This window comes from Nocardia puris (genome assembly GCF_036051655.1).
GTDB classification, from domain to species: domain Bacteria; phylum Actinomycetota; class Actinomycetes; order Mycobacteriales; family Mycobacteriaceae; genus Nocardia; species Nocardia puris.
In genome coordinates this window covers 1,286,778-1,311,635 of the sequence record NZ_CP107943.1, presented here as the reverse complement: position 1 = coordinate 1,311,635, position 24,858 = coordinate 1,286,778, and the positions used below count along the sequence as shown (strand labels likewise).

26 protein-coding genes and 1 riboswitch are annotated in these 24,858 nt (G+C 71.0%); of the genes, 16 read left to right on the top strand and 10 right to left on the bottom strand.

The annotated features are described in order from the left end of the window. Window positions 1-141: 141 nt before the first annotated feature. Together OHB21_RS05720 and OHB21_RS05715 are read right to left on the bottom strand one after the other, a co-directional pair. Entirely contained in the window at window positions 142-1,197 is a 1,056-nt protein-coding gene (locus tag OHB21_RS05720; RefSeq protein WP_195125249.1) for an alpha/beta fold hydrolase, read from the bottom strand. Window positions 1,198-1,739: 542 nt separating this feature from the next. Next, the gene (locus OHB21_RS05715; protein WP_067513247.1) at window positions 1,740-2,003 is read right to left on the bottom strand and encodes a hypothetical protein; all 264 of its coding nucleotides are present in this window, start codon (window positions 2,001-2,003) and stop codon (window positions 1,740-1,742) included. A 79-nt stretch (window positions 2,004-2,082) separates the two neighbouring features. Between OHB21_RS05715 and OHB21_RS05710 the strand changes: the two genes are divergently transcribed. The 3 genes from OHB21_RS05710 to OHB21_RS05700 all read left to right on the top strand — a co-directional run bounded on the left by OHB21_RS05710 (window position 2,083) and on the right by OHB21_RS05700 (window position 3,321). After that, window positions 2,083-2,457, top strand: a complete 375-nt coding sequence (locus tag OHB21_RS05710; RefSeq protein ID WP_195125250.1) for a glyoxalase superfamily protein — start codon at window positions 2,083-2,085, stop codon at window positions 2,455-2,457. Between the two features lie 121 nt (window positions 2,458-2,578). Then, window positions 2,579-3,037 carry a DUF2752 domain-containing protein gene (locus OHB21_RS05705; RefSeq protein WP_084538081.1) on the top strand — a complete coding sequence of 153 codons (459 nt, stop codon included), beginning with the start codon at window positions 2,579-2,581 and terminating at the stop codon, window positions 3,035-3,037. A gap of 95 nt (window positions 3,038-3,132) precedes the next feature. Continuing rightward, window positions 3,133-3,321, top strand: a complete 189-nt coding sequence (locus OHB21_RS05700) for a hypothetical protein (RefSeq protein WP_195125251.1) — start codon at window positions 3,133-3,135, stop codon at window positions 3,319-3,321. A gap of 4 nt (window positions 3,322-3,325) precedes the next feature. On the opposite strand, the gene OHB21_RS05695 is transcribed toward OHB21_RS05700, so the two are convergent. The 3 genes from OHB21_RS05695 to OHB21_RS05685 form a co-directional block, all read right to left on the bottom strand. After that, a complete protein-coding gene (locus OHB21_RS05695) occupies window positions 3,326-4,681 on the bottom strand; it encodes a M1 family metallopeptidase (protein WP_067513312.1) in 1,356 nt (451 codons plus the stop codon). Then, window positions 4,681-8,694, bottom strand: coding sequence for a Pls/PosA family non-ribosomal peptide synthetase (locus OHB21_RS05690; RefSeq protein WP_084538084.1), 4,014 nt, complete (start codon window positions 8,692-8,694; stop codon window positions 4,681-4,683). The genes OHB21_RS05695 and OHB21_RS05690 overlap by 1 nt, the downstream gene beginning before the upstream one ends. Window positions 8,695-9,386: 692 nt before the next feature. Then, the gene (locus OHB21_RS05685; protein WP_195125252.1) at window positions 9,387-10,010 is read right to left on the bottom strand and encodes a LysE family translocator; all 624 of its coding nucleotides are present in this window, start codon (window positions 10,008-10,010) and stop codon (window positions 9,387-9,389) included. Window positions 10,011-10,096: 86 nt separating this feature from the next. Continuing rightward, a riboswitch (SAM riboswitch) is annotated at window positions 10,097-10,210 on the top strand. Window positions 10,211-10,256: 46 nt separating this feature from the next. On the opposite strand from OHB21_RS05685, the gene OHB21_RS05680 reads away from it, so the two are divergent. From OHB21_RS05680 to OHB21_RS05670, 3 genes are all read left to right on the top strand, one after another. After that, complete coding sequence (locus OHB21_RS05680; RefSeq protein WP_195125253.1) at window positions 10,257-11,573, top strand: aminotransferase class V-fold PLP-dependent enzyme; 1,317 nt, start codon at window positions 10,257-10,259, stop codon at window positions 11,571-11,573. Window positions 11,574-11,645: 72 nt separating this feature from the next. Further along, the gene (locus tag OHB21_RS05675; RefSeq protein ID WP_195125254.1) at window positions 11,646-11,990 is read left to right on the top strand and encodes a type II toxin-antitoxin system RelE/ParE family toxin; all 345 of its coding nucleotides are present in this window, start codon (window positions 11,646-11,648) and stop codon (window positions 11,988-11,990) included. Between the two features lie 3 nt (window positions 11,991-11,993). Next, window positions 11,994-12,287, top strand: a complete 294-nt coding sequence (locus tag OHB21_RS05670; protein ID WP_067513256.1) for a helix-turn-helix domain-containing protein — start codon at window positions 11,994-11,996, stop codon at window positions 12,285-12,287. Between the two features lie 4 nt (window positions 12,288-12,291). On the opposite strand, the gene OHB21_RS05665 is transcribed toward OHB21_RS05670, so the two are convergent. From OHB21_RS05665 to OHB21_RS05655, 3 genes are all read right to left on the bottom strand, one after another. Beyond that, window positions 12,292-12,843 (bottom strand): flavin reductase family protein, encoded by a 552-nt coding sequence (locus tag OHB21_RS05665; protein WP_067513258.1) that lies wholly within the window; start codon window positions 12,841-12,843, stop codon window positions 12,292-12,294. Between the two features lie 121 nt (window positions 12,844-12,964). Further along, entirely contained in the window at window positions 12,965-13,441 is a 477-nt protein-coding gene (locus tag OHB21_RS05660) for a YbaK/EbsC family protein (protein WP_067513314.1), read from the bottom strand. Between the two features lie 50 nt (window positions 13,442-13,491). Continuing rightward, the gene (locus OHB21_RS05655; protein WP_067513260.1) at window positions 13,492-13,821 is read right to left on the bottom strand and encodes a 2-oxo-4-hydroxy-4-carboxy-5-ureidoimidazoline decarboxylase; all 330 of its coding nucleotides are present in this window, start codon (window positions 13,819-13,821) and stop codon (window positions 13,492-13,494) included. Window positions 13,822-13,989: 168 nt separating this feature from the next. Between OHB21_RS05655 and OHB21_RS05650 the strand changes: the two genes are divergently transcribed. From OHB21_RS05650 to OHB21_RS05620, 7 genes are all read left to right on the top strand, one after another. Further along, complete coding sequence (locus tag OHB21_RS05650) at window positions 13,990-14,811, top strand: crotonase/enoyl-CoA hydratase family protein (RefSeq protein ID WP_067513262.1); 822 nt, start codon at window positions 13,990-13,992, stop codon at window positions 14,809-14,811. A gap of 91 nt (window positions 14,812-14,902) precedes the next feature. Continuing rightward, the gene (locus OHB21_RS05645) at window positions 14,903-15,388 is read left to right on the top strand and encodes a MarR family winged helix-turn-helix transcriptional regulator (protein WP_232331882.1); all 486 of its coding nucleotides are present in this window, start codon (window positions 14,903-14,905) and stop codon (window positions 15,386-15,388) included. After that, the gene (locus OHB21_RS05640) at window positions 15,385-17,166 is read left to right on the top strand and encodes an MDR family MFS transporter (protein ID WP_195125255.1); all 1,782 of its coding nucleotides are present in this window, start codon (window positions 15,385-15,387) and stop codon (window positions 17,164-17,166) included. The genes OHB21_RS05645 and OHB21_RS05640 overlap by 4 nt, the downstream gene beginning before the upstream one ends. A gap of 342 nt (window positions 17,167-17,508) precedes the next feature. Then, window positions 17,509-17,817: a hypothetical protein gene (locus tag OHB21_RS05635; RefSeq protein WP_195125256.1), complete on the top strand. Its 309-nt coding sequence runs from the start codon at window positions 17,509-17,511 to the stop codon at window positions 17,815-17,817. A gap of 24 nt (window positions 17,818-17,841) precedes the next feature. Further along, window positions 17,842-18,378: a hypothetical protein gene (locus OHB21_RS05630; RefSeq protein ID WP_195125257.1), complete on the top strand. Its 537-nt coding sequence runs from the start codon at window positions 17,842-17,844 to the stop codon at window positions 18,376-18,378. Beyond that, window positions 18,375-18,968, top strand: a complete 594-nt coding sequence (locus OHB21_RS05625; protein ID WP_067513268.1) for a hypothetical protein — start codon at window positions 18,375-18,377, stop codon at window positions 18,966-18,968. The genes OHB21_RS05630 and OHB21_RS05625 overlap by 4 nt, the downstream gene beginning before the upstream one ends. Window positions 18,969-19,163: 195 nt before the next feature. Beyond that, a complete protein-coding gene (locus tag OHB21_RS05620) occupies window positions 19,164-19,424 on the top strand; it encodes a hypothetical protein (RefSeq protein WP_067513271.1) in 261 nt (86 codons plus the stop codon). A 91-nt stretch (window positions 19,425-19,515) separates the two neighbouring features. Here the strand turns inward: OHB21_RS05620 and OHB21_RS05615 are convergent, their stop codons facing one another. After that, window positions 19,516-20,007, bottom strand: a complete 492-nt coding sequence (locus OHB21_RS05615; RefSeq protein WP_067513273.1) for an inorganic diphosphatase — start codon at window positions 20,005-20,007, stop codon at window positions 19,516-19,518. 147 nt (window positions 20,008-20,154) lie between these two features. On the opposite strand from OHB21_RS05615, the gene OHB21_RS05610 reads away from it, so the two are divergent. Together OHB21_RS05610 and OHB21_RS05605 are read left to right on the top strand one after the other, a co-directional pair. Next, window positions 20,155-21,618 carry a D-alanyl-D-alanine carboxypeptidase/D-alanyl-D-alanine-endopeptidase gene (locus OHB21_RS05610; RefSeq protein WP_324192225.1) on the top strand — a complete coding sequence of 488 codons (1,464 nt, stop codon included), beginning with the start codon at window positions 20,155-20,157 and terminating at the stop codon, window positions 21,616-21,618. A 14-nt stretch (window positions 21,619-21,632) separates the two neighbouring features. Continuing rightward, entirely contained in the window at window positions 21,633-22,736 is a 1,104-nt protein-coding gene (locus OHB21_RS05605) for a zinc-dependent metalloprotease (RefSeq protein ID WP_067513277.1), read from the top strand. A 3-nt stretch (window positions 22,737-22,739) separates the two neighbouring features. Here OHB21_RS05605 and bla read toward each other — a convergent pair whose 3' ends face one another. Further along, on the bottom strand, window positions 22,740-23,678 hold the full coding sequence (bla, locus tag OHB21_RS05600) for a class A beta-lactamase (protein WP_324192224.1): 939 nt from the start codon (window positions 23,676-23,678) through the stop codon (window positions 22,740-22,742). 134 nt (window positions 23,679-23,812) lie between these two features. Here bla and tilS point away from each other — a divergent pair, with 134 nt between their 5' ends. Beyond that, window positions 23,813-24,838, top strand: a complete 1,026-nt coding sequence (tilS, locus tag OHB21_RS05595) for a tRNA lysidine(34) synthetase TilS (RefSeq protein WP_195125259.1) — start codon at window positions 23,813-23,815, stop codon at window positions 24,836-24,838. The last annotated feature ends 20 nt before the right edge of the window (window positions 24,839-24,858 follow it).

The following is a 24,858-nucleotide window of genomic DNA, read 5'->3' as shown; positions in this document are numbered from 1 at the left end:
GGCTTTGAATTACCGCGGCCTGTTCCGCACGGACTACGAATCCCGCACGCTGCGTGAGCATTTGCGGGGGAGCCCGGTACCCGCCTGAGGGGGTTGCTCCCGGGCCGGGCGTCGTTGACCGACCCGGGAGAACGATGCGGATCAGACCGCGGTGGCGTGGGAATGCCGGGCGCCGCCGGCGATCTGATCGAGGAGCGTGTTGAAGCGGTCGGCGGCTTCGACGTTGCCGAGGTGGCCGGTGGGCCAGATCTGGTGGCTCGCCAGCGAACCCGCTTCGGTGAGGCCCGCCAGAATGGGGGCGTTCATGCGGGCGGGCAGCAGGCGGTCGTACTCGCCCGCGATGACCGTGGTGGGCACGGTCAGGTGCTTGGCGGCCTCGCCCAGGTCGAGCTGGGCGAGGGCGGCGGCGTGCAGGCCGCGGGTGAGCGGACGGCAGGAGCGGATGATGCCGAGCGAGAACGCCACCTCGTCGGCGGTGGCCTTCTTGTTCATGATCCGCGCTTTGAAGATCGCGTTGACGGCACGGCCGCCGGGCAGCGGCACCGGCGCGGTGAGCACCGACTCCGAGATCAGCATCGGCATGCGCACGCCCGCGCCGAGCACCGTGACCGGGCGCTTGGCCACCGTGAGCGGCTTGTTCAGCAGCGGCAGCATGTCGGTCTCGTGCCGGATCTCGCGGGCGGCGGTATTGGCCAGCGCCACGGCCGAGGCGCGCGCGGCGACCTGCTCGGGGTAGCGGGCGCCCCACGCCTGGATGGTGATGCCGCCCATGCTGTGGCCGACGAGCACCGCGCGGCGACCGCGCGGGAGGGCGGCGTCCAGGACGGCGGCCAGATCGTCGGCGAGGGTGTCGCCGCTGGGGGCGATCGAGCCCAGCGTGCTCTCGCCGTGGCCGCGCTGGTCGTAGGCGACGACGCGGTAGCGGTCGGCCAGCGCGTTGATCTGCGGGTTCCAGTACTCGATGCAGCAGCTCCAGCCGTGGATGAGCACGATGACCTCGCCGTCGGCGGGGCCGTACGCGTGCACCCGGAGGCGGGCGCCGTCGACGGTGGTGACGGGGATGACATCGTGCGGCACGGTCGGCTTGTTCAGCGAAGCGGTCGCGAAGGTGCGGGAGCGAAGTCCGGCACGGTAGGCCGCGGTGAGTGGTTCCGCGGTGCGGACGCCCGCCAGGGTCTTCATCGAGGTCACCAGCATTGAGCACTCCTTTGTGTCGTCCGCCACGTTACAGTGCAAGCACAGTGCTTGCTAGTGCAAGCGCTCAATGGCGGAAATCCTGGCTCCGTGATGTGAATACCCGGAATTCACTCCGGTGAACCGGCCCGACCGGCGCAAAGTTCGCGCGCCCGTGGGAAGGCCGGTCCACTCGGTGGGATTCGTCACACCGGGTTCATCGGCCGCCGCGCGCGAAGTGCTAGCCCGGACGCGGGATCGTTATCGGCTCGTGAGGAATGGAACGTCGCTGTTTCGAGTCGGGGACGGAACGCGCGGGCGTTCACCTTCCCTCGGGAGCCGCCGGCGGCAGGACGCCGAGGTGGAGCCAGGCGGCAGTGTCGATAGCGTGCGGGTCGCCGAGAGGTACCGGGCGACGATGGTGGCTCGCGCAGGTCGCCGAGGGGAACTGGGCGACGACGGTGACTCGCGCGGGTCGCCGAGAGGAACCAGGTGACAGTGTCGGCGTCGCGTAGGTCGCCGTAGATGAGCAAGGCGGGCCGCTCGGGGAAGGCGATGCGGGCGCCTCAGGGGGCCGCCAGTTCGGCGATCACGTCGGGGACGACCAGGCAGACCTGATCGTCGGGATGGAAATCGCTGGGCATGTCGCGGCGGTTGGGCGCGCGGACGAACACCACCACCGAGGAGCCATCACCCGGGTCGAACTCGACCGCGACGGCGCCGGAATCGTCGTCACCGAGTGTTCGCCAGTGACCCACATGCCCGAATTCGAGCCTGCGAGCCGCGCTGACCCCGAATCCGTCGAGCCGGGTACCACCAACGGCGTTCACGGCACGAAATTCTACGCTGCCTGCGCGAACGCCGAAGGTTTTCGATCATGATCACCGCCGGGCTGGCAGGATTGCGGCCATGACCGGGATCCGTTTCGCCGCCCCGATACCCGTCCTGCGGATGTTCGACGTCGCGCGGGCCTACGAGTTCTATTGCGACTACCTCGGATTCACCGTCGACTGGGAGCACCGCTTCGGCCCCGACTTCCCGCTCTACGCGCAGGTGTCGCGGTCGGGCGCGCGACTGCACCTGAGCGAGCATCACGGAGACGGCACGCCGGGCAGCGTGGTGTGGGTGGCCGTCGGCGATATCCACGCGCTGTACGCCGAGCTCGCCGCGAAGGACTACCGCTACGCCAAACCGGGCCCGCCCGAGGACGGCCCCGGCGGTCCGGGCTTCGACCTCACCGATCCGTCGGGCAACGTGCTGCGCCTGGCCCAGCCGGACGACTGAGGGCCGTCGAGCGCCCTGACCGGACTCGCCTCGGTGGCGTCGATCATGCTGCGGGGGCCGGCGCGATCGCGAGCACGGCCGCGGTGGCGCCGAACGGACGCGCGCCGCTACCGTGTTTCTCGTGGACACCGCGCATTTCGCCACCCAGCCGAGCCCCCCGCCGCAACGGGTGCGCAAGACGGGCTGGCGCGCGCTCGGATGGCCGCTGCTGGCGGCGGGCGCGGGCGTCGGCGCGGTCGCGCTGCTGCACTTTCGCGACCCGCACGTGGAGGGTTCCTACGGCCTGTGCCCGCTCTACGCGCTGACCGGCGTGTATTGCCCGGGGTGCGGCGGGATGCGCGCGGTGCACAACCTCACCGACGGCCGCATCCTCGACTCGTTGCAGAGCAACCTGATCGCGATCCCGTTGCTGCTGGCGCTCGCGCTCTTCATCGGCGACTGGGGGATGCGCGCGTGGCGCGGAGACAAACCCCGGGTTCCCGACATTCCGCGCCCGCTGCTGTGGATTCTGCTCGCGTTTCTCGCCGTCTACGCGGTGGTGCGCAATACACCGTGGGGCACCTGGCTCGCCCCGGTATAGGCACCGCTGTCCTTCGACCGGAGCGCCGTCTCGATTCGAGCGCCGACTACGGGGAAGCTGACGACCATGAGCCCACACAGCGCGGAGGTCCCGGAATGACCGACTCCTTGAAGGCCCGGGTGCGGGCGAAACTGGTGCGTCAGCTCGACGAGGACGGCGTCCCCGACAGCGAACAGGACGACCCGCGCCAGATCGCCGTCGCCGTCGACCTGGACGCCCTCGACAGCGTCGCCGACGACGACCCGCTGGTGGAGGAACTCGCCACCCGCTACCTGGTGTTCTGAGCGCTCAGCGCGATCCCGACCCCACCTGTCCGCCGTGCGGCGGCAGTTGCGGCAGCGTCTCCGAGTGCAGCCAGGCGTCCCACAGCGGCCGCAGCGGGATGGCGGTGTAGTGGCCCGCGAGGTCGGTGAACTCCTCGGTGGTGACCGACGCGTGCCGGTAGCGGTGCACCCATTCGCGGATCAGCGTGAAGAAGGTCTTGTCGCCCAGCTCCAGCCGCAGCGCGTGCAGGGTGAGCGCGCCGCGCTTGTAGACGCGGTCGTCGAACATGCGGGTGGCGCCGGGGTCGCCGACGACGATGTCCTGCGGCTGCCTGGTGAGGTTGTGCCGGGCGGCGCGGGCGAGCTGATCGGCCGTCGGACCGCCCGAAGCCTCCGACCAGATCCACTCCGCGTAACAGGCGAACCCCTCGTGCAGCCAGATGTCGCGCCACTGGCGCAGGGTGAGGCTGTTGCCGAACCACTGGTGGGCCAGTTCGTGCGCCACCAGCCGCTCCGAGCCGCGCCGCCCGTCGCAGTGGTTCGCCCCGAACACCGAGATGCCCTGGGCCTCGATGGGGATCTCGAGGTCGTCGTCGGTGACCACCACCGTGTACCCGGCGAACGGGTACGGGCCGAACTTCTCGGTGAAGACCTCCATCATCTGCGGCTGCCGCGCGAAATCGTGCTCGAAGTTCGCGCGCAACCGGGCGGGCACCACGGCCTGCATCGGGATCGCGGCGTGCGTGCCGCCCACCCGGTGCCTGCGGTACGGGCCGATCTGGATGGTGGCCAGGTAGCTCGACATCGGCTCCGGCTGCTCGTACACCCAGGTGGTCTGGCTGGCCTTGGTCTGCTTGCGCACCAAGGTGCCGTTGGCCAGCGCGTAGTACGGGCTGTCGGTGGTGATCGAAATGCGGTAGCTCGCTTTGGAACTCGGATGGTCGTCGCAGGGAAACCACGACGCCGCGCCGTTGGGCTGGCTGGCCACGAGCGCGCCCTCGGTGAGCTCCTCCCAGCCGACCTCGCCCCACGGACCGCGCACCGGCTTCGGCACGCCCGCGTACTGCACGACGACCGAGAGCGCGCCGCCGGCGGGGATCTTCTGCTGCGGCGTGATGGTCAGCTTGCCGCGCTGGTGGGTGTACTTGGCGACCTTGCCGCCGTTGACGAGCACCTTCGACACGGTGAGCGCCTGGGACAGGTCGAATGCGAAGCGCGGACGCGCGGCGGTGGTGACGGCGGTGATCTCGGCGCGCCCGCTCAACCGGTTGCTGGCGACCTTGTAGGTGAGATCCAGTTCGTACCGGGAGACGCGATAGCCCCGGTTCCCGTTCTGCGGCAGGTAGTCATCGATGGGGGCTTCGTAGAACTTGTCCCCCATCAGCGGCCCGTTTCCCGCGTCCACGGCGCGATGGGGTTGCCCCACCAGCGGGTCGAGGGCGGCACGGTGTCACCGCGCATCACCAGGGAGGCGGGGCCCACGGTGGCGCCGGCGCCGATGCTCGCGGCGGGCAGCGCGACACAGTGCGGGCCCAGGGTGGCGCCCGCGCCGAGCACGACGGTGTCCATGGCCATGATCCGGTCGTGGAACAGATGGGTCTGCACCACACAACCGCGTTCCACGGTCGCGCCGTCGCCGAGTGTCACCAGGTCAGCCTCCGGTAGCCAGTAGGACTCGCACCATACCCCGCGGCCGATGTCGGCGCCGAGCGCGCGCAGCCACAGGTTCAGCACCGGAGTACCCGTCGCGGCGCGCGCGAACCACGGCGCGGCGACGGTCTCCACGAACGTGTCGGAAACTTCGTTGCGCCACACGAACGAACTCCACAGGGGATGCTCCTCCGCGCGAATCCGCCCCACCAGCAACCACTTCGCGAGCACCGCGCTGCCGCAGGCCACCGCGCCCGCCGCCAGCAGCACCACGCCGCTGAGCAGCGCGGTGGGCAGATGCCCGATGCGCTGCGCCAGCCAGGCCAGCGCGAACAGCACGCCCAGGCCGATGGCGAAGGTCACCAGAACCGGGAACAGGCGGCAGGTCTCGACGAACGCGCGCGCCACCCGCAGCCGCTTCGGCGGATCGTAGGTGCGGCGCGCGTCGGCGGATTCGGAGGCGCGGCGCAGGCGCACCGGCGGGCTGCCCAGCCACGACGACCCGGCCTTCGCCTTGGTCGGCGCGGCCGAAAGTACCGCGACCAGACCGTTCTTCGGCACGCGGCGGCCCGGCGCGGTCATGCCGGAGTTGCCGAGGAAGGCGCGTTTGCCGACCTTCGCCTCGCCGATGCGCAACCAGCCGCCGCCGAGTTCGTAGCTGGCGATCATGGTGTCGTCGGCGAGGAAGGCGCCGTCGGCGACGGTGGTGAACTTCGGCAGCAGCAGCACCGTGGACGCCTCCACGTGCTTGCCGACCTTCGCGCCGAGCAGCCGCAGCCACACCGGCGTGAGCAGGCTGGCGTAGAGCGGGAACAGGAAGGTGCGGGCGGAATCGAGCAGCCGCTCGGTGGACCACGCCTGCCAGCCGACCCGGCTGCGCACCGGGTGGTAGCCCTCGGTGAGGCCGATGGCGAACAGCCGGACCAGCACGATGGTGGCCGCGGCGTACACGCCGAGGCTGAGCAGCACCGCGACCGGCAGCATGAGGAACGCGCGCGCGAGTCCGTCGGCGAGCGTGGTGGTGTCGCGCACCCACCAGGCCAGGAACGCGCCGCCCGCGCCGATGCCCGCGACCGGCAGCGCCGCCAGGATCATCGACGTGACGCCGAAGATCACCACCCAGTGCCGGGCGCGCGCGGGCGTCTCCGGCGGCCAGGGGTGCTGGGCCCGGCCGACTTTCACGGCGGGGGAGCCCGCCCATTGCTGTTCCGGCTTGACCCGTCCCGACACCGCGGAGCCGGGCGCGATCTCGGCGTTCTTGCCGATCTTGGTGCCGGGCAACAGGATCGAGCGCGCGCCCACCACGGCGCCGGGCCCGACGGTGATGGGGCCGATGTGCACGAGATCGCCATCGATCCAGTACCCCGAGAGGTCGACTTCCGGTTCGACGCTGCATCCGTCGCCGAGTTCGAGCATGCCCGTCACCGGTGGCAGGGTGTGCAGGTCGACGCCCTTGCCGATCTTCGCGCCGAGCGCACGCGCGAACGGGACCATCCACGGTGCGCCGGAAAGGTTTTCGGCACCGCTGGCTTCGGAGAGTCGCACGGCCGCCCAAAGGCGAAGGTGCACTTGGCCGCCGCGCGGATAACTGCCGGGTTTCACCCCGCGCAACAGGATTCGCGCGCCCGCGACGCACAGCGCCATCCGGCCGGGTGGTGAGATGAACAGGACGAACGCGATCAGCGCCCACCACCAGGACAGGCGCGGCAGCCACGGCAGCGAGCCCGACCACGCGGCGATATTGCCGACGATGGCCAGCCAGGTGAGCCACTGCAAACCCGTGAGCGTGGTGAGCGGGACCGTCGCGAGCACCTGGGTGATCTGCGCGGAGAGCGGGGTGGGGCGCACGTCGCGCTCTTCGACCTCGGCGACGGGTGCGCTGGCGTCGAGCAGCGCGGCAAGCGCGCCCAGGCGCGGATGGTCGTAGAGATCGGCCACCGTGATCCGCGGATACCGTTCGCGCAGCGCCGTGACCAGTTGGGCGGCGGCCAGCGAGCCGCCGCCGACGTCGAAGAAGTCGGTCTCGGGGCCGGTGACCTCCGCGCCGAGGATCGCGTCCCACTGTGTGGCGACCCAGCGTTCGGTGGCGGTGAGCCCATCGTCATCGGTGGCCGGGGCCTGTTTCGGGAGCGGCCAGGGCAGGGCGGCGCGGTCGACCTTGCCCGAGGTGCGGGTGGGCAGTTCGTCGACCACGGCCAGACGCGGCACCAGCGGGGCGGGCAGTTGTCCGGCGAGCAGTTCGCGCGCGGCGTGGATGTCGTAGTCGGTGTCAGGACCGGTGAGGTAGCCGACGAGGATCTTGTTGCCCGCCTTGGTGGTCCGGATGGCGGCGGCCGCGCCGGTGACGCCGGGCAGGTGTTGCAGCGCGTTGTCGATCTCGCCGAGTTCGATGCGCCGGCCGCCCAGTTTGATCTGGTCATCGGCGCGGCCCAGGAAGATCAGGCCCGCGCTCTCGTTGCGTACCAGATCGCCGCTGCGGTAGGCGCGCTCCCAGCCGAGGGTGGGCATTGGCGCGTACTTCTCGGCGTCCTTCGCGGGGTCGAGGTAGCGGGCCAGGCCGACGCCGCCGATGACGAGTTCGCCCGTCTCGCCCTCGGGGACGGGCTTGCCCTCGGCGTCGACGACCGCGAGATCCCAGCCGTCCAAAGGCAATCCGATGCGCACCGGGGGTTCGCCGGTGAGGCGGGCGGCGCAAGCCACGACCGTGGCCTCGGTGGGGCCGTAGGTGTTCCAGACCTCGCGGCTCGAATTGTCCTTGTCCGCAAGGCGTTCCGCGAGTTCCGGCGGGACGGCCTCGCCGCCGAAGATGAGCAGCCGCACCGGCTCCAACGCCTCCACGGGCCAGGTGGCGGCCAGCGTCGGCACGGTGGAGACCACCGTGATGCCGCGCCGCACCAGCCAGGGGCCCAGGTCCGCACCGGTACGCACCAGGGCGCGCGGGGCGGGCACCAGGCACGCGCCGTTGCGCCAGGCCAGCCACATCTCCTCGCAGGAGGCGTCGAACGCGACCGAGAGGCCCGCCAGTACGCGGTCGCCGGGCGCGATCGGTGCGTCCTGGAGGAACAGGCGCGCCTCGGCGTCGACGAAAGCGGCGGCGCTGCGGTGGGTTACGGCGACGCCCTTCGGTGTGCCGGTGGAGCCGGAGGTGAAGATGATCCAGGCGTCGTCGGTGAGGGTGGGGTGGGTGGTGGGGCCGGGTGCGGGCGGGTGGGCCGCCGTGCTTCCGGAGCTCTGCTGGCTTGTGCCCATGAGGGCTTCGTCTTCGACGGTGAGTTCGCGGGCGTCGTCGGCCGTACCCGCGGGGGCTACGTCGGCGATCTCGATGCCGTCGGCGGTGGCGATCGCGCGCACCCGCGCTTCGCCGAAGACGAGGCGGGCGCGCTCCTCGGGGTCGTCGGCGTCGACGGGCACGTAGGCGGCACCGGCCCACAGGACCGCCAGGATGGTGACGTAGAGGGCGCGGTCGCCCGACGGCATCCGCACGCCCACCCGGTCGCCTGGGCGCACGCCCGCCGCGTGCAGTTCGGCCGCCCGCGCCCGCACGGCGTCGAGCAGTTCGGCGTAGGTGAGGGTGGCGGCGCCGTCGTCGAGGGCGTCCGCGTCGGGGTGGGTCGCGGCGGTCGCGGCCACGATGTCGATCAACGTGCGCGGTGGCGGCGCGTCGAGCCCGCGCAGCAGCGGGGACCCCGATGCGCGCTCGACGGGCTCGTCGCCCGCCGAGGCGTCGATCTGTGGCTGGAGCATCACGTCCGGCCCACCTCTCATAGACCTGCCTGGCGTTGTCGTCTGTTTGTTTCACAGGAGGGTTACCGATTGGCAAACGCCGCGGGTGACCAACTGAACACGGTACTCGCGGTTCGGGGCAGTCAACGCCTTCGGCGCGTTGCTGAGCATGGGCAACGCCGTCGGCGTGGTGCCGGGCGGTTGGCCGCATGATGGGCCTGTGGTCGCCTCGGCGGGGAGTGTCGTCGCTGGCGACGAACCGGTTTGTGGTGAGTATGTGCTGGTCGAAGGGGTCGATGCGCGAGGTTTCAGGTCGGTGGGCCTGGGCTTGGAGGTGGGTCGGCCCGCGGGATGGGGCGAAGGGTGCGATGTGTGGCGCGAATCGCAACGAGATCGGCTTCGGGGCGTGGCCGATTTGCGCGAACCTCTTCGGATTCGGTTGCGCACGTGCGGAAGCCAACGCCTTCGGCGTATTGCTCGGCAGTAAGTGCCAGCGACACAGGTTTACGTTCGGGTCCCGAGATGCGCAGAGGATCCGTGAGGTCGTGATACCCGGGAAGGCGCAATGCCACGGGATGATCGGTTGGGTGGCACATTCGCCCCGGTGATTCGATGAGCCACGCCCTCGGCGTAATTGCCTGGCGGGGCCGGCGCCTCCGGCGCATCACTCGGCAGTGGTCCCGTCGTCGCAGGTGAGCTGGGACTCGCTGCGCTCAGGTTGCCGAGGCCGCTGTGCCCACCCCGAGGGCGGTCAGGATCGCCGCACTGGTCTGTTCGAGCCGGGTGCGCACGCGTGGGCTGCGCAGGAATGCCACGGCGCGGGCGGCGGCCAGGGCGAGCAGGACCATGAATCCGGCGGCGATGGCGCATTCGATCGCGCCGAGGGCGAGGGTGTTGAGGAAGGTGATCTCGGTGAGGAACTGGGGGAGCACGGCGAGGTAGAACAGGCCCACTTTCGGGTTGAACAGACACGAGATGACACCCGCGGTGAACGCCGAGCGAACCGAGGGAGGCGCGGCGGGCGCGCCCTCGCCGACCGGTCCGACCGTGCGGCGGCGGCTTTCGAGCAGCGCGCGAATTCCCAAGTACACCAAATAGATTCCGCCGACGACCTTCAACACGCGATACGCCGACGCCGACTGCTCCAGCAGCGCCGCGACTCCCGCCGCCACCACGACCGCCCACACCAAGCCGCCGAGCGCCGACCCGATCGCGGCGGCGACGCCGGGTCGCGCGTCGACCAGCGAGAACCGCAGCACCAGGAACGAATCGGGGCCCGGCGTCAGCGCCAGCACCACGCACAGTCCGACGAATCCGAGCAGCAGCGAAGGGGTCACCGATCGATCAGATCGCGGCCCGGTGTGACGCGCAACCGAAAAATCCCGGTTGACAACGCCGCGGCGGGTCTGCCAATCTCGGTTCAGGTCATGAGTGCCAGCGACAAGCCCCGGCTAGCTGGTCGGCAACCCTCCTCCGCGGTGGGGTGCTCCGGGTGACGACCTGGCCGCCGTCCGACCGGGCGCGGCAAGCGCGGACTCGCCCGAACCCCCTTTCGCGAGTCCCTGAACCGACGGGATGACGTGATGACTGCTGTGCTGGAACCGACCTGTGCCCCGCTCGCCCAGGTGTCCGGTGACGACCTCCGGGTGCCGCTCGTGCAGGGCGGCGCCCGCGAGTACGCCAACTTCGACTACGCCGCGAGCGCACCCGCGTTGCGCCAGGTCACCGACCGGATCGGGCAGCTGCTGCCGTACTACGCGAGCGTGCACCGCGGCGCGGGCTACGCCTCCCGGGTCTCCACCGAGTGCTACGAGGCCTCGCGCGGCGCGGTGCACCGTTTCCTCGACGCCGCCGACGATCAGGTCGTGGTGTTCACTCGCAACACCACCGATTCGCTGAACCTGCTGGCCTCCTGTGTGCCGGGCGATACGGTGGTGCTCGACATCGAGCATCACGCCAACTTCCTGCCGTGGACCAAGCACGGCCGCCGCGTGGTGCGCGCCGCCGACACCCTCGCCGAGACCATCCGCCTGCTGGTCGCCGAACTGTGCAGCCGCCCGACCGCGCTGCTCGCGGTGACCGGCGCGTCCAACGTGACCGGTGAGGTGCTGCCGCTGGAGCGGCTGGCCGATATCGCGCACCAGTGCGGCGCGCGCATCCTAGTGGACGCCGCGCAGCTGGCCCCGCACCGCCGGATCAGCTTGCGCGACAGCGGAATCGACTACCTCGCGTTCTCCGGGCACAAGCTCTACGCGCCGTTCGGGGCGGGTGTGCTCGTGGGGCGCCGGGACTGGCTCGACGCGGCCGAGCCCTACCTCGCGGGTGGGGGCGCCGTCCGTAACGTGACGGTTGATTCCGCCGAGTGGGCGCCGGCTCCGCAGCGGCACGAGGCGGGTTCGCCGAACGTGCTGGGCGCGGCCGCCCTCGCCGCCGCCTGCGACACGCTCGCCGCCATCGACCCCGACGACCTGATCGCCCACGAGCGCGCGCTCGCCGACCGCCTGCGCGACGGGCTGTGCGCGATCCCCGGCGTGCGCACCCTGCGCGTCTTCGCCGACAGCCCCGACACCGTCGGCATCGTGGCCTTCACCGTCGACGGTTTCGCCCCCGGCCACGTGGCCGCCTACCTCTCCGCCGAACACGGGATCGGCGTGCGCGACGGCCGCTTCTGCGCCCACCCCCTGCTCTCCCGCCTCGGCCTCGACGCCGCCCTGCGCGCCAGCATCGGCCTCGGCACCACCACCGCCCACGTCGACCGCCTCATCGACGCCATCGCCACCCTCGTCCGCGGCGACGCCACCTGGACCTACGCCCCCACCGAAGGCCACTGGAACCCCACCCCCGAAACCCGCCCCCTCACCACCGACCCCACCGGCACCACCCCCTGCCTCACCTTCTGAGCCGGGATCGGCCGCCGACTCTCCGATGCCGAATCGTGACCCATACCGTCGGTGTTATATAGCATTGATGGTATGGGTTGGGGTATTGTCGAGCTGGAGCCTGAGGTACGCCACTGGTTGGAATCGCTTCCGACCGCGATGTTCGCGCGAGCCGCGTTCCATATCGATCTATTGGCTGATGTGGGACCGCTGCTCGGCGAGCCGCATACTCGCCAGCTCGATGGGAAGCTACGCGAGTTGCGGTTCTATCTCGACAGCGAAGCGATTCGTGTGACCTACTGGCTGGCGTCAGGGCGCAGGATCGTACTGCTGACCGTGTTCGCCAAGTCGCGGATGCGGGAACGGGCGGAGATCGAGCGGGCGCGCCGAGCGTTTCGGCGCTGCGTCGCCGAGCGGCACACGGCCGAGGAGGATTGAACGATGGCTGATCGCACGGAATGGTCCGATCTCAGGGGCCGCCGGATGCGGGAGCCCGGCGCCGAGGAGGAGTACGCCGCCGCGCGTCTTGCTCATCAGCTCGGCCTGAAGATCAGGCGGATGCGTGAGGAGCGAGGGTGGAGCCAGGCGGAGTTGGCGGGTGCCGCCGGGATGACGCAGCCCGCTGTGGCGCGGTTCGAGGCCGGTGGGACGGTGCCGAGTTTGCCGGTGCTGGGGCGGCTCGCGCGGGCGCTGGATGCCGAGTTGGTGGTGGAGGTGCGGCCGCGGGTGGCGTGACGGCTCAGGTGTCGAGTTCGGTCGGCCGGTGGTAGCGGCCGTTGTAGTAGAGGAGGGGGGCGGCGGCGGGTTTTTCGTCGGTGTTGTCGTGGACCCGGGTGACGAGGCCGATGACGAGGGTGTGGTCGCCGATGGGGATGAGCTGGTGGACGACGGCGCGGACCCAGATGGGGGTGCCGTGCAGGACGGGTTCGCCGGTGTCCAGGGTGGTCCACAGGGAGCGGTCGGTGAACCGTTCGCCCGCCGCGCGGGAGAAGCGCTGGGCGATGTGGCGCTGATGTTCGCCGAGGAAGTGCACCACCACCGAGTCGGCGTCCAGCATGGCCGCCATGCTCGAGGACGTGTGCGCGATATTGAACGAGATGAGCGGTGGTTCCAGCGAGAGCGACGCGAACGAGGTGGCGGTGAACCCGATCGGACCGTCCGCGCAACTCAGCGTCACCACGGTGACGCCGGACGGATAGTGCCGCATGGACGTGCGGTACTGCTCGGCGGTGATCCCGCTCAGATCGTCGGGAACCCGGATGCCGGCCTCGGGCCTCGATGCGTCACTCACGCCTCGAACCTACGCCGGTCACGCGCGCGGCGGGCATGCCCGTTGACGTTCGTTTGACGTCCGCTCGAGAAAACCGCAGTTCATCAGGGCCGCGCTGAGAGGAATTCGACACCGCGCAAACTCACTCCACCTCGATCGGCAACCCCGCCGTGATCCGCATCAACTCCCGGAACGACGTCCGGAACAGCGTGTTCGGATGCCCGCCCGCCGCCCACACCTCGCGGTGCCGCGCCAGCGCCGTGTCCACCCAGGTGGGCAGGTTGCAGGGATGTCCGACGGGCGCGACGCCGTCGGCGGGCTGCCCGGTGACCTCGCGCACCATCTCGGTGGGCGCGGGCGAGAGGGTGCCGTCGAGCCGCTTGCCGGTCTGGTCGAGGTCGACGCGATGCACGCCGGAGACCAGCAGCAGCACCGGATCGTCGTCGAGCAGGAAGACCTGCGATTCGAGCACCGCGCCCACGTCCACGCCGAGGGCGCGCGCCGCTTCGGCGGGGGTGGGCGCCGCCGCGGGCCTGCTGACGAGGACGCCGTGATGCCCGCGCGAGATCAGCGTGTCCGCGACTCGGCAGGCGGCCGGACTCAACTGCGACCTGCGCATGAATCCAGGGTAGGACGGTTGCGGAAGATACGCCGGGACAATGGGATCGATCAGTATTCCGGCCACCCGCCTTCCGGCCCGAGCAGATCCTCGATGCGCGCCCGCGTGATTCGCGCCAGCTCGGTGACGCCGTGTTCCTCGCGGCCGGGAATCGTCTCGTGCGCAACCACATCCAGGGCGCGGTCGAGGTCGGCGCCGGAGAGCGCGAGCAGTTCCACATCGGCCTTGGCCAGCAGTGCGGCGCGATCGGCGTAGGGGCGGCCGTCCGCCATGGCCGCCGCCCAGGTGACGTTGCAGCAGCATTCGAACATGGCGTGCACGGCGCGCGAGCGGGTGAGGGAATTGAATCGGTCGAGGCCGATTCCTTGGTGCATCAGCATGGTGGTCTCCCAACCCGGAACAGCGTTTGCCGACGCGACCATGATCCGTCCGCGCACCCCCGGCGAACCAGGGGCACGCGGCGCATTTTGCACAGGATTAACGCGGGGGCCGCCACGTGACGCGCGGGTGTCGCCGACGGCCGCGACCGGTGCCGATACGCTGTAAAAATGACTGATTGGCAGGCTTTCACCGTCGAGATCTCCGACCATGTCGCGCGCGTGACGCTGACCGGCCCCGGCAAGGGCAACGCGATGGGCCCGGACTTCTGGCGCGAGCTTCCCGAGATCTTCCGCGGCCTCGACGCCGACCCGCAGGTGCGCGCGGTGGTGCTGACCGGTTCCGGCAAGCACTTCTCCTACGGCCTGGACCTGCCCGCGATGGCGGGCACTTTCGGCCCGCTGCTGGCCGAGAAGGCGCTGGCCGCGCCGCGCACCGATTTCCTGAAGGAGATCCGCCGGATGCAGGACTCGGTCACCGCGGTAGCCGAGTGCGCCAAGCCGGTGATCGCGGCCGTCTCCGGCTGGTGCATCGGCGGCGGCCTGGATCTGATCGCCGCCGCGGACATCCGCCTGGCCAGCGCCGACGCGCTGTTCAGCCTGCGCGAGGCGAAGGTCGCCATCGTCGCCGACATCGGCTCGCTGCACCGCCTGCCCGGCATCATCGGTGAGGGTCACCTGCGCGAACTCGCCTACACCGGCAAGGACATCGACGCGGCGCGCGCGGAGAAGATCGGCCTGGTCAACGACGTGTACCCGGATCAGGAGGCGGTGCTCGCGGCCGCCGACGCGCTGGCCGCCGAGATCGCCGCCAACCCGCCGCTGGTGGTGCAGGGCGTGAAGGACGTGCTGGCGCAGAAGCAGGCGTCGGAGGTGGCCGAGGGGTTGCGGTACGTGTCGGCCTGGAACGCGGCCTTCCTGCCCTCGGAGGATCTGACCGAGGCGATTCAGGCGGTGTTCGAGAAGCGCGCCCCGGAGTTCAAGGGCAAGTAGCGCATTCGGGCAGCGTTTGCCTCGGGCGCCTGTGGGGCGACATACTTGCGTCGCACAACTAATTGTGCGACGCAAGTAAAGGTGGCGGTGCGTGGACGACCTTCCGATCGAGGCGATCGCGATGCAGCTCACCCGTCTGGGGCGCATCCGGGAGCGCACGGCGGCGCAGATGCGCAGCGCCGACGGCGTCGAGCCCGCCGCCTACGTGGTGCTGTCGAAGTTGCTGAGCGAGGGGCCGATGCGCTCGGGCGCGCTGGCCGAGGCGGTGCATTCCGACGCGTCCACGGTGAGCAGGCAGGTCGCCCAGCTCGTGGAGCGCGGCTTGGTGCGTCGCGCGGCCGACCCGGCCGACGGCCGCGCCAGCGTGCTCGAGGTGACCGAGCACGGCCGCGCCATCGCCGCCCGCATCGGTGAGCGCCGCCGCCACAACCTCTCGCTGGTGACGGCCGATTGGCCCGAGCGCGATCGCGCGGCGTTCGCCGAACTGCTCACCCGGTTCGTGGACGACTACGAGCGCGTGCGCCCCTCGATGATCTCGCTGTTCCGCGGCCCGAACGGAACGGAGAGCGATTCGTGACGGCCCGCACCACCGAGGTCTCCGAGGGCGGCTTCACCCATCGCCAGATCCTGACCATCCTCAGTGGGCTCATGCTCGGCATGCTGCTGGCCTCGCTGGACCAGACCATCGTCGCCACCGCGATCCGCACCATCGCCGACGATCTCGACGGTTACTCCCTGCAGGCGTGGGCCACCACCGCCTACCTGATCACCGCCACCCTCACCACGCCGCTCTACGGCAAGCTCTCGGACATGTTCGGCCGCAAGCCGTTCTATCTCGCGGCCATCGCGATCTTCGTGGTGGGGTCGCTGCTGTGCACGCTGGCGCAGTCGATGTATCAGCTGGCGGTGTTCCGCGCGGTGCAGGGACTCGGCGCGGGCGGCCTGCTCTCGCTGGCGCTGACGATCCTCGGCGATATGGTCGGCGCGCGCGAACGTGCCCGCTACCAAGGGTATTTCCTCGCCGTGTTCGGCACCTCCAGCGTGCTGGGTCCGGTGCTCGGCGGCGTGCTGGCCGGCCAGGAGACGCTGCTCGGGGTGAGCGGCTGGCGCTGGGTGTTCCTGGTGAACGTGCCGCTCGGGCTGATCGCGCTGGTCGTGGTGTCGCGGGTGCTGCGGCTGCCGCACCGGCCGCGCTCCACCGACCGCGTGGACTGGTGGGGCGTGCTGGTGCTGGCGGTGGGGTTGGTGCCGCTGCTGGTCGTCGCCGAACAGGGCCGCGAATGGGGATGGGGGAGTGGGCTTTCCCTCACCTGCTACGTGATCGGAACCCTGGGCGTGCTCGGATTCGTCGCGGTGGAGCGGGGATTGGGCGGTGCGGCGCTGATTCCGTTGCGCATCTTCACCAATCGCACGTTCGCGCTCGGCGTGGTGATCGCGACCGTGGTGGGCGCGGCCATGTTCGGCGGGCTCGCGCTGCTGCCGCAGTATCTCCAGGTGGTGCGGGGCGTGTCACCGACGGTGGCCGGATTGCAGATGCTGCCGATGGTGCTCGGGATGATGACCGGGTCGGTGCTGGCCGGTCAGCTGATCGCGCGCACCGGCCGGTACCGGATCTTCCCGCTGATCGGCGCGACCATGCTGACGCTGGGGCTGTTCCTGCTGCACTTCCTGGACGCCGACAGCCCGATGTGGATGGTCATGCTCTTCATGGCGTGCACCGGATTCGGGCTCGGCAACCTGCTGCAACCGATCACGCTGGCGTTGCAGAACGCGCTGCCGCCCGCCGATATGGGCGTGTCCACGGCGGCCTCCACCTTCTTCCGGCAGATCGGCGGCACGCTCGGCGTCGCGGTGTTCCTGTCCATCCTGTTCTCGCGGCTCTTCCCGGATATCGCGGGCGAATTGCGCTCGGCCGCCGATGATCCCGAGTTCGCCAGGGCGGTCGCCGAGGGTGCGCGCAGCGCGAACCCGGCCGACGCGGCCTTGGCCAAGGGACTGCTCACCGGCGACACCTCGGCCGCGGGCGAGGTGCTCAAGGACAGCTCCATCGTCCAGCGCCTCAGCCCGGACCTGGCCCGCCCCTTCCAGATCGGCTTCGCCGAATCCATGTCCACCGTCTTCCTCGCCGCCACCATCCTCTCCGCCCTCGCCCTGGTGCTCGTCCTGTTCTGGAAGGAGATACCCCTGCGCACCGCGGGCGGCATCGCCGCCGCCAAAGCCGAGGCGACCGAAGACGATTCGCTCCTCGACGTCGAATCCCGCCTCGTCGACCGCACCGGGCTGCTGCTCCCGGGCGGTGAGGCCGTGAGTCCGCCGGTGAACGGGCGGGCGGAGAGCGCGGAGCGGAAGGGATAGGTGCCGCGCCGCTCGAGTCGCCGCGAATCCCCCTGCCGCGGTGCACCGTAGACCGGTGTCATATGAGGTGACGGTTCGCTGTGATGCGTATCGCGTTACCTGGTCCGGTGTTTGACACTCCTTCCGCGCGCCGGGTGTACTCGGGCCTGTTGTCCGAATCGTTATCCGGCGGTGGCCGGGGTGCGGCGGGCGGCGACGCAGGGTCGGGTCGGTATCCGCCTCGGTGGCCGGTACTTCCGGCCGGGGCCGAGGAGGCGCCGAAATATGGAGGAAGGTGGGGGATTTCGCGTGTCGGGTCGCCATCGCAAAGTGGACCTCAGACGCCGCACGGCGCGGATCGCCATGGGTGCGGTACCGATGTCGATGCTGGTCGCGTACTCCGGATCGGCTCAGGCGGCGCCCGCGCCGCAGCCGGGGATCACGATTGCGGATCAGCCGGGTGCCGCTGAGGGGCAGCAGCCCGGCGTGACGCCGCTGCCACCCGGCGCGCACGCGCCCGGGAACAGCGCGCTGCCGGGACTTCTCACCGGATCGGCGCAGCCTGCGCGCGCTCAGTTCATCACTCCGCAGCCGGGCGTGACCACGCCGAGCCAGCCCGGAGACGCGCGGGACCGGCCGGCGCCCACACCGGTGCAGCCCGGCGTGACCTAGCCGCCCACGCCGGAGCCGACGCCCGTGCAACCGGGCGTCACCGCACCGGTCCCGCCACCGCAATACGTCACGCCCGAACAGGATCTGGCGGGCGAGGCGCCGGAGACCGACTTCGCCCAGTACCGGCAGGAGCCCAATCCGCCGCAGGTCGCGCCGCTGAAGGTGGGCGAGCTGCATCCGCCGGAACCGACCCCGCCGGTCGCCGTGATCGTGCCGCCGTCGGACACGTTGCGCGCCGGTGATCTGAATGTCGTCGCACCGGATTTCCTTTCCCCGCAACAGGTCCACGACATCAACTCGGTGTTCGCAGGCCCGGAAGCGCAGATCTCGCAGTTCGCGCGCTCGGTCGGCGTCGCGCCCACCCGGGCGGACTCGGTGGCCGCGGGCGCCGTCGGCGGTGCGGTGACGGGTGCGCTGATCGGATGTGGCGCCGGAGTCGCCGTCGGGGCGGCGACACTGTTCATGGCGCCCTTGATGGTGCCGGTCGGCTGTGTGCTGATGGGTACGGGCTTCAGCGCGGTCGGCGGGCTGATCGGTGCCGGTCAGGGAGGTCTGCGATGAGGCGCATCAGGCTGGCCGCGACGGCTGTGTGCGCGCTCGTCGCGGTGGGTGTCGGCGCGGGAACCGTGGCGGCCGAGCCGGTTTCGTCGCCGGGCCACACGATCGACAGCGCGACACTGGTGCACGGCAACGAGCACGGCATCGGATACACCTTGCGCTACACGGAGGGCGAATCCGTGCGAACGACCTTGGACGGCGGCGTTTTTCGAGTGGTCGAAGCCGGCGTGGTGATCGAGGACGAGGCGGGCACGGTCGTCACGACGCTGCCGCTGGTGTTCCCCGCGCGCGATCGGCTCGTCACGCTGGAGCCGATCGTCGAGGCCGACGGCAAGTCGTTGACGCTGCGCGCGATCGATGAGCCGTTCCCCGGTCAGGACACGCGCAGCGCGCAGGAGCGCTGGCATGCCGAGGCCGAGCGCGCCGCGTTCGGTGCGCTGATCGGTGCGGGCATCGGGCTCGCGATCGGCCTGTTCGGCGGGATCATCGGAATTCCGTTGTTCACCGCCGTCGGCGCCGCGATCGGATTCTTCGTCGTCGGCGGGCAGCCGCTCATCGACGCCGGCGTCGCATACTTCACCGGCCAGCCCTGATTCGGTGGGTGGAGTTCGGCGCGAATCGAATTCCTCACCCCCGCAAGCACTTCCACCTAACGTTTCACCCCACAGGGTGGGGGAAACGAACCGCGGGGGTTGGTGGCACCACCCCTAGGGTCGGCTGTTTTCCCGGCGTTTGCTTTCTACCTTGAATGAGGTCGATGACGAATCGAATTCATTCAGGAGCAGGAAATGCGTATCAAATCCATTATCGCCGCGGGTTTGCTGGCTGTGGCCGCCGTTGCCGGGGCGTCGGCGGCGGGAACCGCCGGTGCGATGGCGCCGCACCCGTCGAGCTACGAGGGCACCTACAGCGGCTACCAGGGCACCTACATCGGCACCTACGCCACGCTGGCGGCGTGCCGCGCCGACGGTGAGTCGCCCAGCACGGGCGGCTACTACTGGGAGTGCGTGGAGACCTGGGACGGCTGGGACCTCTACATCTACTACTGACCCGACGCGCACCGGGCAGGGGAGGCCGGTGCCGGACGAGAAAAGGGACGCCCGTGTCGACGGGCGTCCCTTTCTGTCGCGGGGTGGTGGCTCAGTGGCCGCCCTGCTCCTGCAAACGCTTGAACGACGCCTCGATCTCGGCCTCCGCCTCGGCGCGGCCGACCCACTCCGAACCCTTCACGAACTTGCCGGGCTCGAGGTCCTTGTACCGCTCGAAGAAGTGCTTGATGGCGGCCAGCTCGAATTCCGGGATGTCGGCCAGGTCCTGGATGTGATTCCAGCGCGGGTCGCCCGCGGGGACGCACAGCACCTTGGCGTCGCCGCCTGCCTCGTCCTCCATCTTGTACATGGCGACCGGGCGGGCCTCGACGATCACGCCGGGGAACACCGAATCGGTCAGCAGCACCAGGGCGTCGAGCGGGTCGCCGTCCTCGCCGAGCGAGTTCTCGATGTAGCCGTAGTCGGTGGGGTAGGCCATGGACGTGTAGAGGTAGCGGTCCAAGCGCACCCGGCCGGTCTCGTGATCGACCTCGTACTTGTTGCGGGAACCCTTGGGGATCTCGATCGTGACGTCGAACTCCACGCCATCTCCTTCTGTGATGCATTCGGTCGGCGTGTTCCCCCGACCCGACAGGCTGTTCGGGGGAACCGTAGCGCAACGAGGATAGTGTGGTCACCGGGGACATGGGTGCGCCAGGAGTGCGCGGCGGAGTCAGGGAGACGGCGGCAGGTGCTTGGTCGGAGCAAGAAGAATATCGGCGGATTGGCGCAACGGCGGCGCCGCAGGCTGTGGATCTGGTTCGGCGCCACCTTCGGGGTGCTGGTGATCGCGGCGGCGGCGGGCGCCGCGATCGTGCGTCCGTGGACGCCCGAGTTCCGGCACGGCGGCCTCACCATCGCCGATCCGCCCGTGCCGGTGCGGCCGTTCCCGCAGGTCTCGCCCGCGCCGGCCGCCGCGCCCGCGCCGAGTCCGGCGGGGGTGGTGGCCGCGCTCGGCCCGGCGCTGGACAGCCCCGATCTGGGCGCGTTCGCGGGCGTCATCACCGACGCGGAGAGCGGAACGACCTTGTGGAGCAAGGATTCCGACAAGGTGATGATCCCGTCCTCGACCTTGAAGCTGCTCACCACGGCCGCCGCGCTGATCGCGCTGCCCGACGATCAGCGGGTCGCCACCACGGTGGTGGAGGGGTCGGCCCCCGGTGAGCTGGTGCTCGTCGGCGGCGGCGATCCCACGCTGACCGCCCAGCCCGACGGCAAGGGCTATTACCCGGATGCGGCGCGCCTGTCGGATCTGGTGGATCAGATCCGCGCCTCCGGCCGCGCCGTGGACACCATCGTGGTGGACCTGTCGGCCTACACCGGGCCGTCGATGGCGCGCGGCTGGGAGGATATCGACATTCCCGGCGGCTCCATCGCGCCCATCGACGCGGTGATGATCGATGGCGGCCGCCTCGACCCGCTGGTGGAGTACTCGCCGCGCACCCCGACCCCCGGCCTCGACGCGGGCCGCCGCCTCGCCGCCGACCTCGGGCTCGATCCGGCGCGGGTGCGGGCGGGCACGGCCGCACCGGGCGCCGCGCAGGTGGCGAAGGTGGAGTCGGCGCCGCTGCACACCCGTCTGCACGCCATGCTGGTGCACTCCGACAACGTGCTCGCCGAGACCGTCGGCCGCGAGATCGCCCTGGCCACGGGGCACGCACCGTCGTTCTCCGGCGCGGTGGCCGCCGTCACCGCCACACTGGAGCGGGCGGGCTTCGCGATGGACGGGACGGTCATGCACGACACCAGCGGACTCTCGGTCGACGACCGGCTCTCCGCGCGGCTGCTGAACGAGATCCTCGCGACGGCCGCGCGGCCCGCGCCCGACGCCCGCACCGTCCCGGCGGGCACCGACGCGCGCCCCGCCGCCGACGACTTGGCCGCCACGCTGGCGCCGATGCTGGACAACCTGCCTGTCGCGGGCGCGACCGGCTCGCTGACCAGCAGGTACGTCACCCAGAACCGGGTCGGCGCCGGATGGGTGCGGGCCAAGACCGGAACTCTGTCGGTGTCGAGCACGTTGGCCGGGTATGTGCTCGACCGAGACGGAAGGGTGCTGACCTTCGCGCTGATGTCGAACGACAGGCCGCCGGAGGTGAGCAGGCCGGCGTTGGATGCCATCGCGGGCACGCTGCGCAACTGTGGATGCTCGTGATGGGTGGTTGAACCATGTCGGATAACCCGGTGAACGGCAACGGCGCGGTCGCCGTCGCGAAGGACGGCGCCAAGCGGCGCGGAGCCCTGACGGGCAGCGTCGACTGGCGCCTGGCCGCGCGCACCGGGGCCGCGCTGGTGCCGCCCGGCCCGAAGGCCTCGCGGTACGCCGCGCGACAGGTGGTCGAGGAGCTGGCCGAGGCGTCGGTGCGGGCGGAGGGCCCGGTCCGCGAGGTCTCCGGTCTGCTGGACGACCGGCCGGTGCCCGCGGCCCGCGTGGTGGACCGGCCGGGCTGGATCAGCGCCGCCGCCGATTCCATGGGCCACCTCACCGGCACCGACGGCGACGAGAAGCGCGGACTGCTCGCGGGCAAGCCCGCCGGGGTGCAGGCGGGCGCCATGCTGGCGTTCCTGTCCACCGCGATCCTCGGCCAGTACGACCCGTTCACCGGGCCCGACGGCACGCTGCTGCTGGTGGCGCCCAACATCATGATGGTCGAGCGCGCGCTGGGCGTGGACCCGGGCGACTTCCGGTTCTGGGTGTGCCTGCACGAGGTCACCCACCGCGTGCAGTTCTCGTCGGCGCCGTGGCTGGCCGAGTACATGCGCTCGAATGTCGACACGCTCGGCGAGATCGGTGACGAACCGATGGCCGAGATGCTGGGCCGGCTGATGAACGAGCTGCGCGAGCGGCGTTCCGGTGATGCCCCCGACGATCCGGCCTCGCGCGGGATCGTCGGCCTGCTGCGCGCGACCCAGGCCCCCGCTCAGCGCGAGGCCCTGGACCGGCTGCTCATGCTCGGCACCCTGCTGGAAGGGCACGCCGACCACGTCATGGACGCCGTCGGGCCGACCGTCATCCCCACCGTCGCCCAGATCCGCGCCGCGTTCGACAAGCGCCGCAAGCGCCCCGCCAACCCGGTCCAGCGCCTGCTGCGCGCCCTGCTCGGCGTGGACGCCAAGATCGCCCAGTACGTGCGCGGCAAGAAGTTCGTCGACCACGTCGTCGACCGCGTCGGCATGGAGCGCTTCAACGTGGTGTGGACCAACCCCGACACCCTGCCCCGCCCCGACGAGATCGAAAACCCCGACCGCTGGATCGCGCGAGTTCTGGGCTGAGCCTCACCCCAACGCTTCCACCACCACCCGCGCCGCACCCGCGACCAACTCGTCCCGGCGTGCCGCGTCCTCCTGCCCGCGATTCGACATGATCGCCACCACGATCGGGGCCGCCCCCTCCCGCGGCCACAGCAGTGCGATGTCGTTGCGCGTCCCGTAGTTCGCCGAGCCCGTCTTGTCGCCGACGATCCAGTCCTCGGGCACGCCCGCGCGAATCGTGGTGTCGCCGGTGGTGTTTCGCACGAGCAGGTCCACCAGGGTCGCGCGGCGGTCGGGTGGCAGCAGGTCGCCGAGGGTGTAGGCGCGCAGGCTGGTGGCCATGGCGCGCGGGGTGCTGGTGTCGCGCGGGTCGCCGGGGGTGTAGTCGCTCAGGTCCGGTTCCCACCGGTCGGATTCGGTCACGTTGTCGCCGATGGCGCGCAGCGCGTCCTCGAAGCCCTGCGGTCCGCCCAGTTCCGCCATGGTGAGGTTCGCGGCGGTGTTGTCGCTGTAGCGGACGGCGGCGTCGATGAGTTCCAGCAGCGTCATGCCGGTGGCGACCCGCTGTTCGGTGATCGGTGCGTGTTCCAGGAGGTCGGCTTCGGTGTACGTGACGACGCGCTCGAGCTCCGCGAGGGTGTTGCGTTCCAGCAGCGCGCCCGCGGTGAGCGCCTTGTGGGTGGAGGCGAAGGCGAACCGGTCGTCGGCGTGGTGGGCGATCTCGCGCCCGGTGGCGGTGTCGATCGCGTAGACGCCGAGGCGGGCGTCGAATTCGGTTTCCAGGGCGGCGAATTCGGCCGCCAGGTCGAGCGCGGCCGGGGGCGCCGTGGACGACGCCGCCGTGGACGACGCCGCCGTGGGCGGCGTGGTCGGCGCGGCAGCCGGGTCCGGCCCGCCGCAGCCGGTGAGCGGGAGCAGGACCAGCAGGGCGGCACAGGCGGGGAGCGACGATCGTCTGGGCACGGGCATCCTTTCGCGTCCGGCGGCGGACGGGTGGGTCCGCGCGCCGCTCTCGTGGTTCCCGGTCGGGAGCCTCGGTGAACCTGTGTATCGGATTCGGTGGATGCCGGTGGATAACTGGCCGTAGGCTCCTGCGCATGGGCTGTGCGGTGAGAGGGACACCGGGGGCTGCGTCGCGCAGATTGCCCGAAACGCAGGCGGCGCTGGAGGTGCGCCACGCGGTGCGGGGGTGGGCGGGGGAGTACCTGGCCGGTGACGCCGTCGCGGTCGCGCTGTCGGGCGGGGCGGATTCGCTGGCGCTGACGGCGGCGGCAGTGGTCGAGATCGGACAGGTCGACGCGCTGATCGTGGACCACCGGTTGCAGCCGGGATCGGACGCGGTCGCCGCGACGGCCGCCGAGACCGCGCTCGCGCTGGGCTGCCGGTCGTCGCGCGTGCTCCCGGTGACGGTCGGCACCGACGGCGGCCTCGAGGCCGCTGCCCGCGCGGCCCGCTACGAAGCCCTCGACGCCGCCCGCGGCGACCTGCCTGTCCTGCTCGGGCACACCCTCGACGACCAGGCCGAAACCGTGCTGCTGGGACTGGCCCGCGGTTCCGGCGGACGCTCGATCCAAGGCATGGCCGCCCACAACGCGCCGTGGGGCCGCCCGCTGCTCGGCGTGCGCGGGCACACCACCCGCGCTCTCTGCGCCGACCTCGGCCTCACCCCGCACGAGGACCCGCACAACAGCGCGGCGGAATTCACCAGGGTCCGGCTGCGCACCGAGGTGCTGCCGCTGCTCGAGGACGTGCTCGGCGGCGGGGCCGCGGCGGCGCTGGCCCGCACCGCCGACCACCTGCGCGAGGACGGCGCCCTGCTCGACGCCCTCGCCGCCGACCTGCTCGACGCCGCCCGCCTGCCCGGTGATGGGCGCGCCCTGGACGCCGAGACGCTCGCCACTGCCCCCGCCGCCCTGCGCAGGCGGGCGGTGCGCGCCTGGCTGCTGGAATGCGGCGCGAAGGCCCTGACGGACAGGCATTTACGGGGCGTGGACGCGCTGCTCACCGCGTGGCGCGGCCAGGGCGGCGTGGCCGTCGGCGGCGCAGCGCCGGGCACCAGGTTGGTCGCCGCGCGCCAACGTGGCACGCTGACACTGCGTGAGCAGCGGCGGGAGCGATCGTGACCGGCGGACAGCACAGAGAA

What these genes read in the sequence shown, in the direction of transcription:
- OHB21_RS05720 (WP_195125249.1), bottom strand. Translation starts at nt 1,197, where the DNA reads ATGCTGGTGACCTCGATGAAGACCCTGGCGGGCGTCCGCACCGCGGAA.
- OHB21_RS05710 (WP_195125250.1), top strand. Translation starts at nt 2,083, where the DNA reads ATGACCGGGATCCGTTTCGCCGCCCCGATACCCGTCCTGCGGATGTTC.
- OHB21_RS05700 (WP_195125251.1), top strand. Translation starts at nt 3,133, where the DNA reads ATGACCGACTCCTTGAAGGCCCGGGTGCGGGCGAAACTGGTGCGTCAG.
- OHB21_RS05695 (WP_067513312.1), bottom strand. Translation starts at nt 4,681, where the DNA reads ATGGGGGACAAGTTCTACGAAGCCCCCATCGATGACTACCTGCCGCAG.
- OHB21_RS05690 (WP_084538084.1), bottom strand. Translation starts at nt 8,694, where the DNA reads ATGCTCCAGCCACAGATCGACGCCTCGGCGGGCGACGAGCCCGTCGAG.
- OHB21_RS05680 (WP_195125253.1), top strand. Translation starts at nt 10,257, where the DNA reads ATGACTGCTGTGCTGGAACCGACCTGTGCCCCGCTCGCCCAGGTGTCC.
- OHB21_RS05675 (WP_195125254.1), top strand. Translation starts at nt 11,646, where the DNA reads ATGGGTTGGGGTATTGTCGAGCTGGAGCCTGAGGTACGCCACTGGTTG.
- OHB21_RS05670 (WP_067513256.1), top strand. Translation starts at nt 11,994, where the DNA reads ATGGCTGATCGCACGGAATGGTCCGATCTCAGGGGCCGCCGGATGCGG.
- OHB21_RS05660 (WP_067513314.1), bottom strand. Translation starts at nt 13,441, where the DNA reads ATGCGCAGGTCGCAGTTGAGTCCGGCCGCCTGCCGAGTCGCGGACACG.
- OHB21_RS05655 (WP_067513260.1), bottom strand. Translation starts at nt 13,821, where the DNA reads ATGCTGATGCACCAAGGAATCGGCCTCGACCGATTCAATTCCCTCACC.
- OHB21_RS05650 (WP_067513262.1), top strand. Translation starts at nt 13,990, where the DNA reads ATGACTGATTGGCAGGCTTTCACCGTCGAGATCTCCGACCATGTCGCG.
- OHB21_RS05635 (WP_195125256.1), top strand. Translation starts at nt 17,509, where the DNA reads ATGGGTGCGGTACCGATGTCGATGCTGGTCGCGTACTCCGGATCGGCT.
- OHB21_RS05625 (WP_067513268.1), top strand. Translation starts at nt 18,375, where the DNA reads ATGAGGCGCATCAGGCTGGCCGCGACGGCTGTGTGCGCGCTCGTCGCG.
- OHB21_RS05620 (WP_067513271.1), top strand. Translation starts at nt 19,164, where the DNA reads ATGCGTATCAAATCCATTATCGCCGCGGGTTTGCTGGCTGTGGCCGCC.
- OHB21_RS05605 (WP_067513277.1), top strand. Translation starts at nt 21,633, where the DNA reads ATGTCGGATAACCCGGTGAACGGCAACGGCGCGGTCGCCGTCGCGAAG.
- tilS (WP_195125259.1), top strand. Translation starts at nt 23,813, where the DNA reads ATGGGCTGTGCGGTGAGAGGGACACCGGGGGCTGCGTCGCGCAGATTG.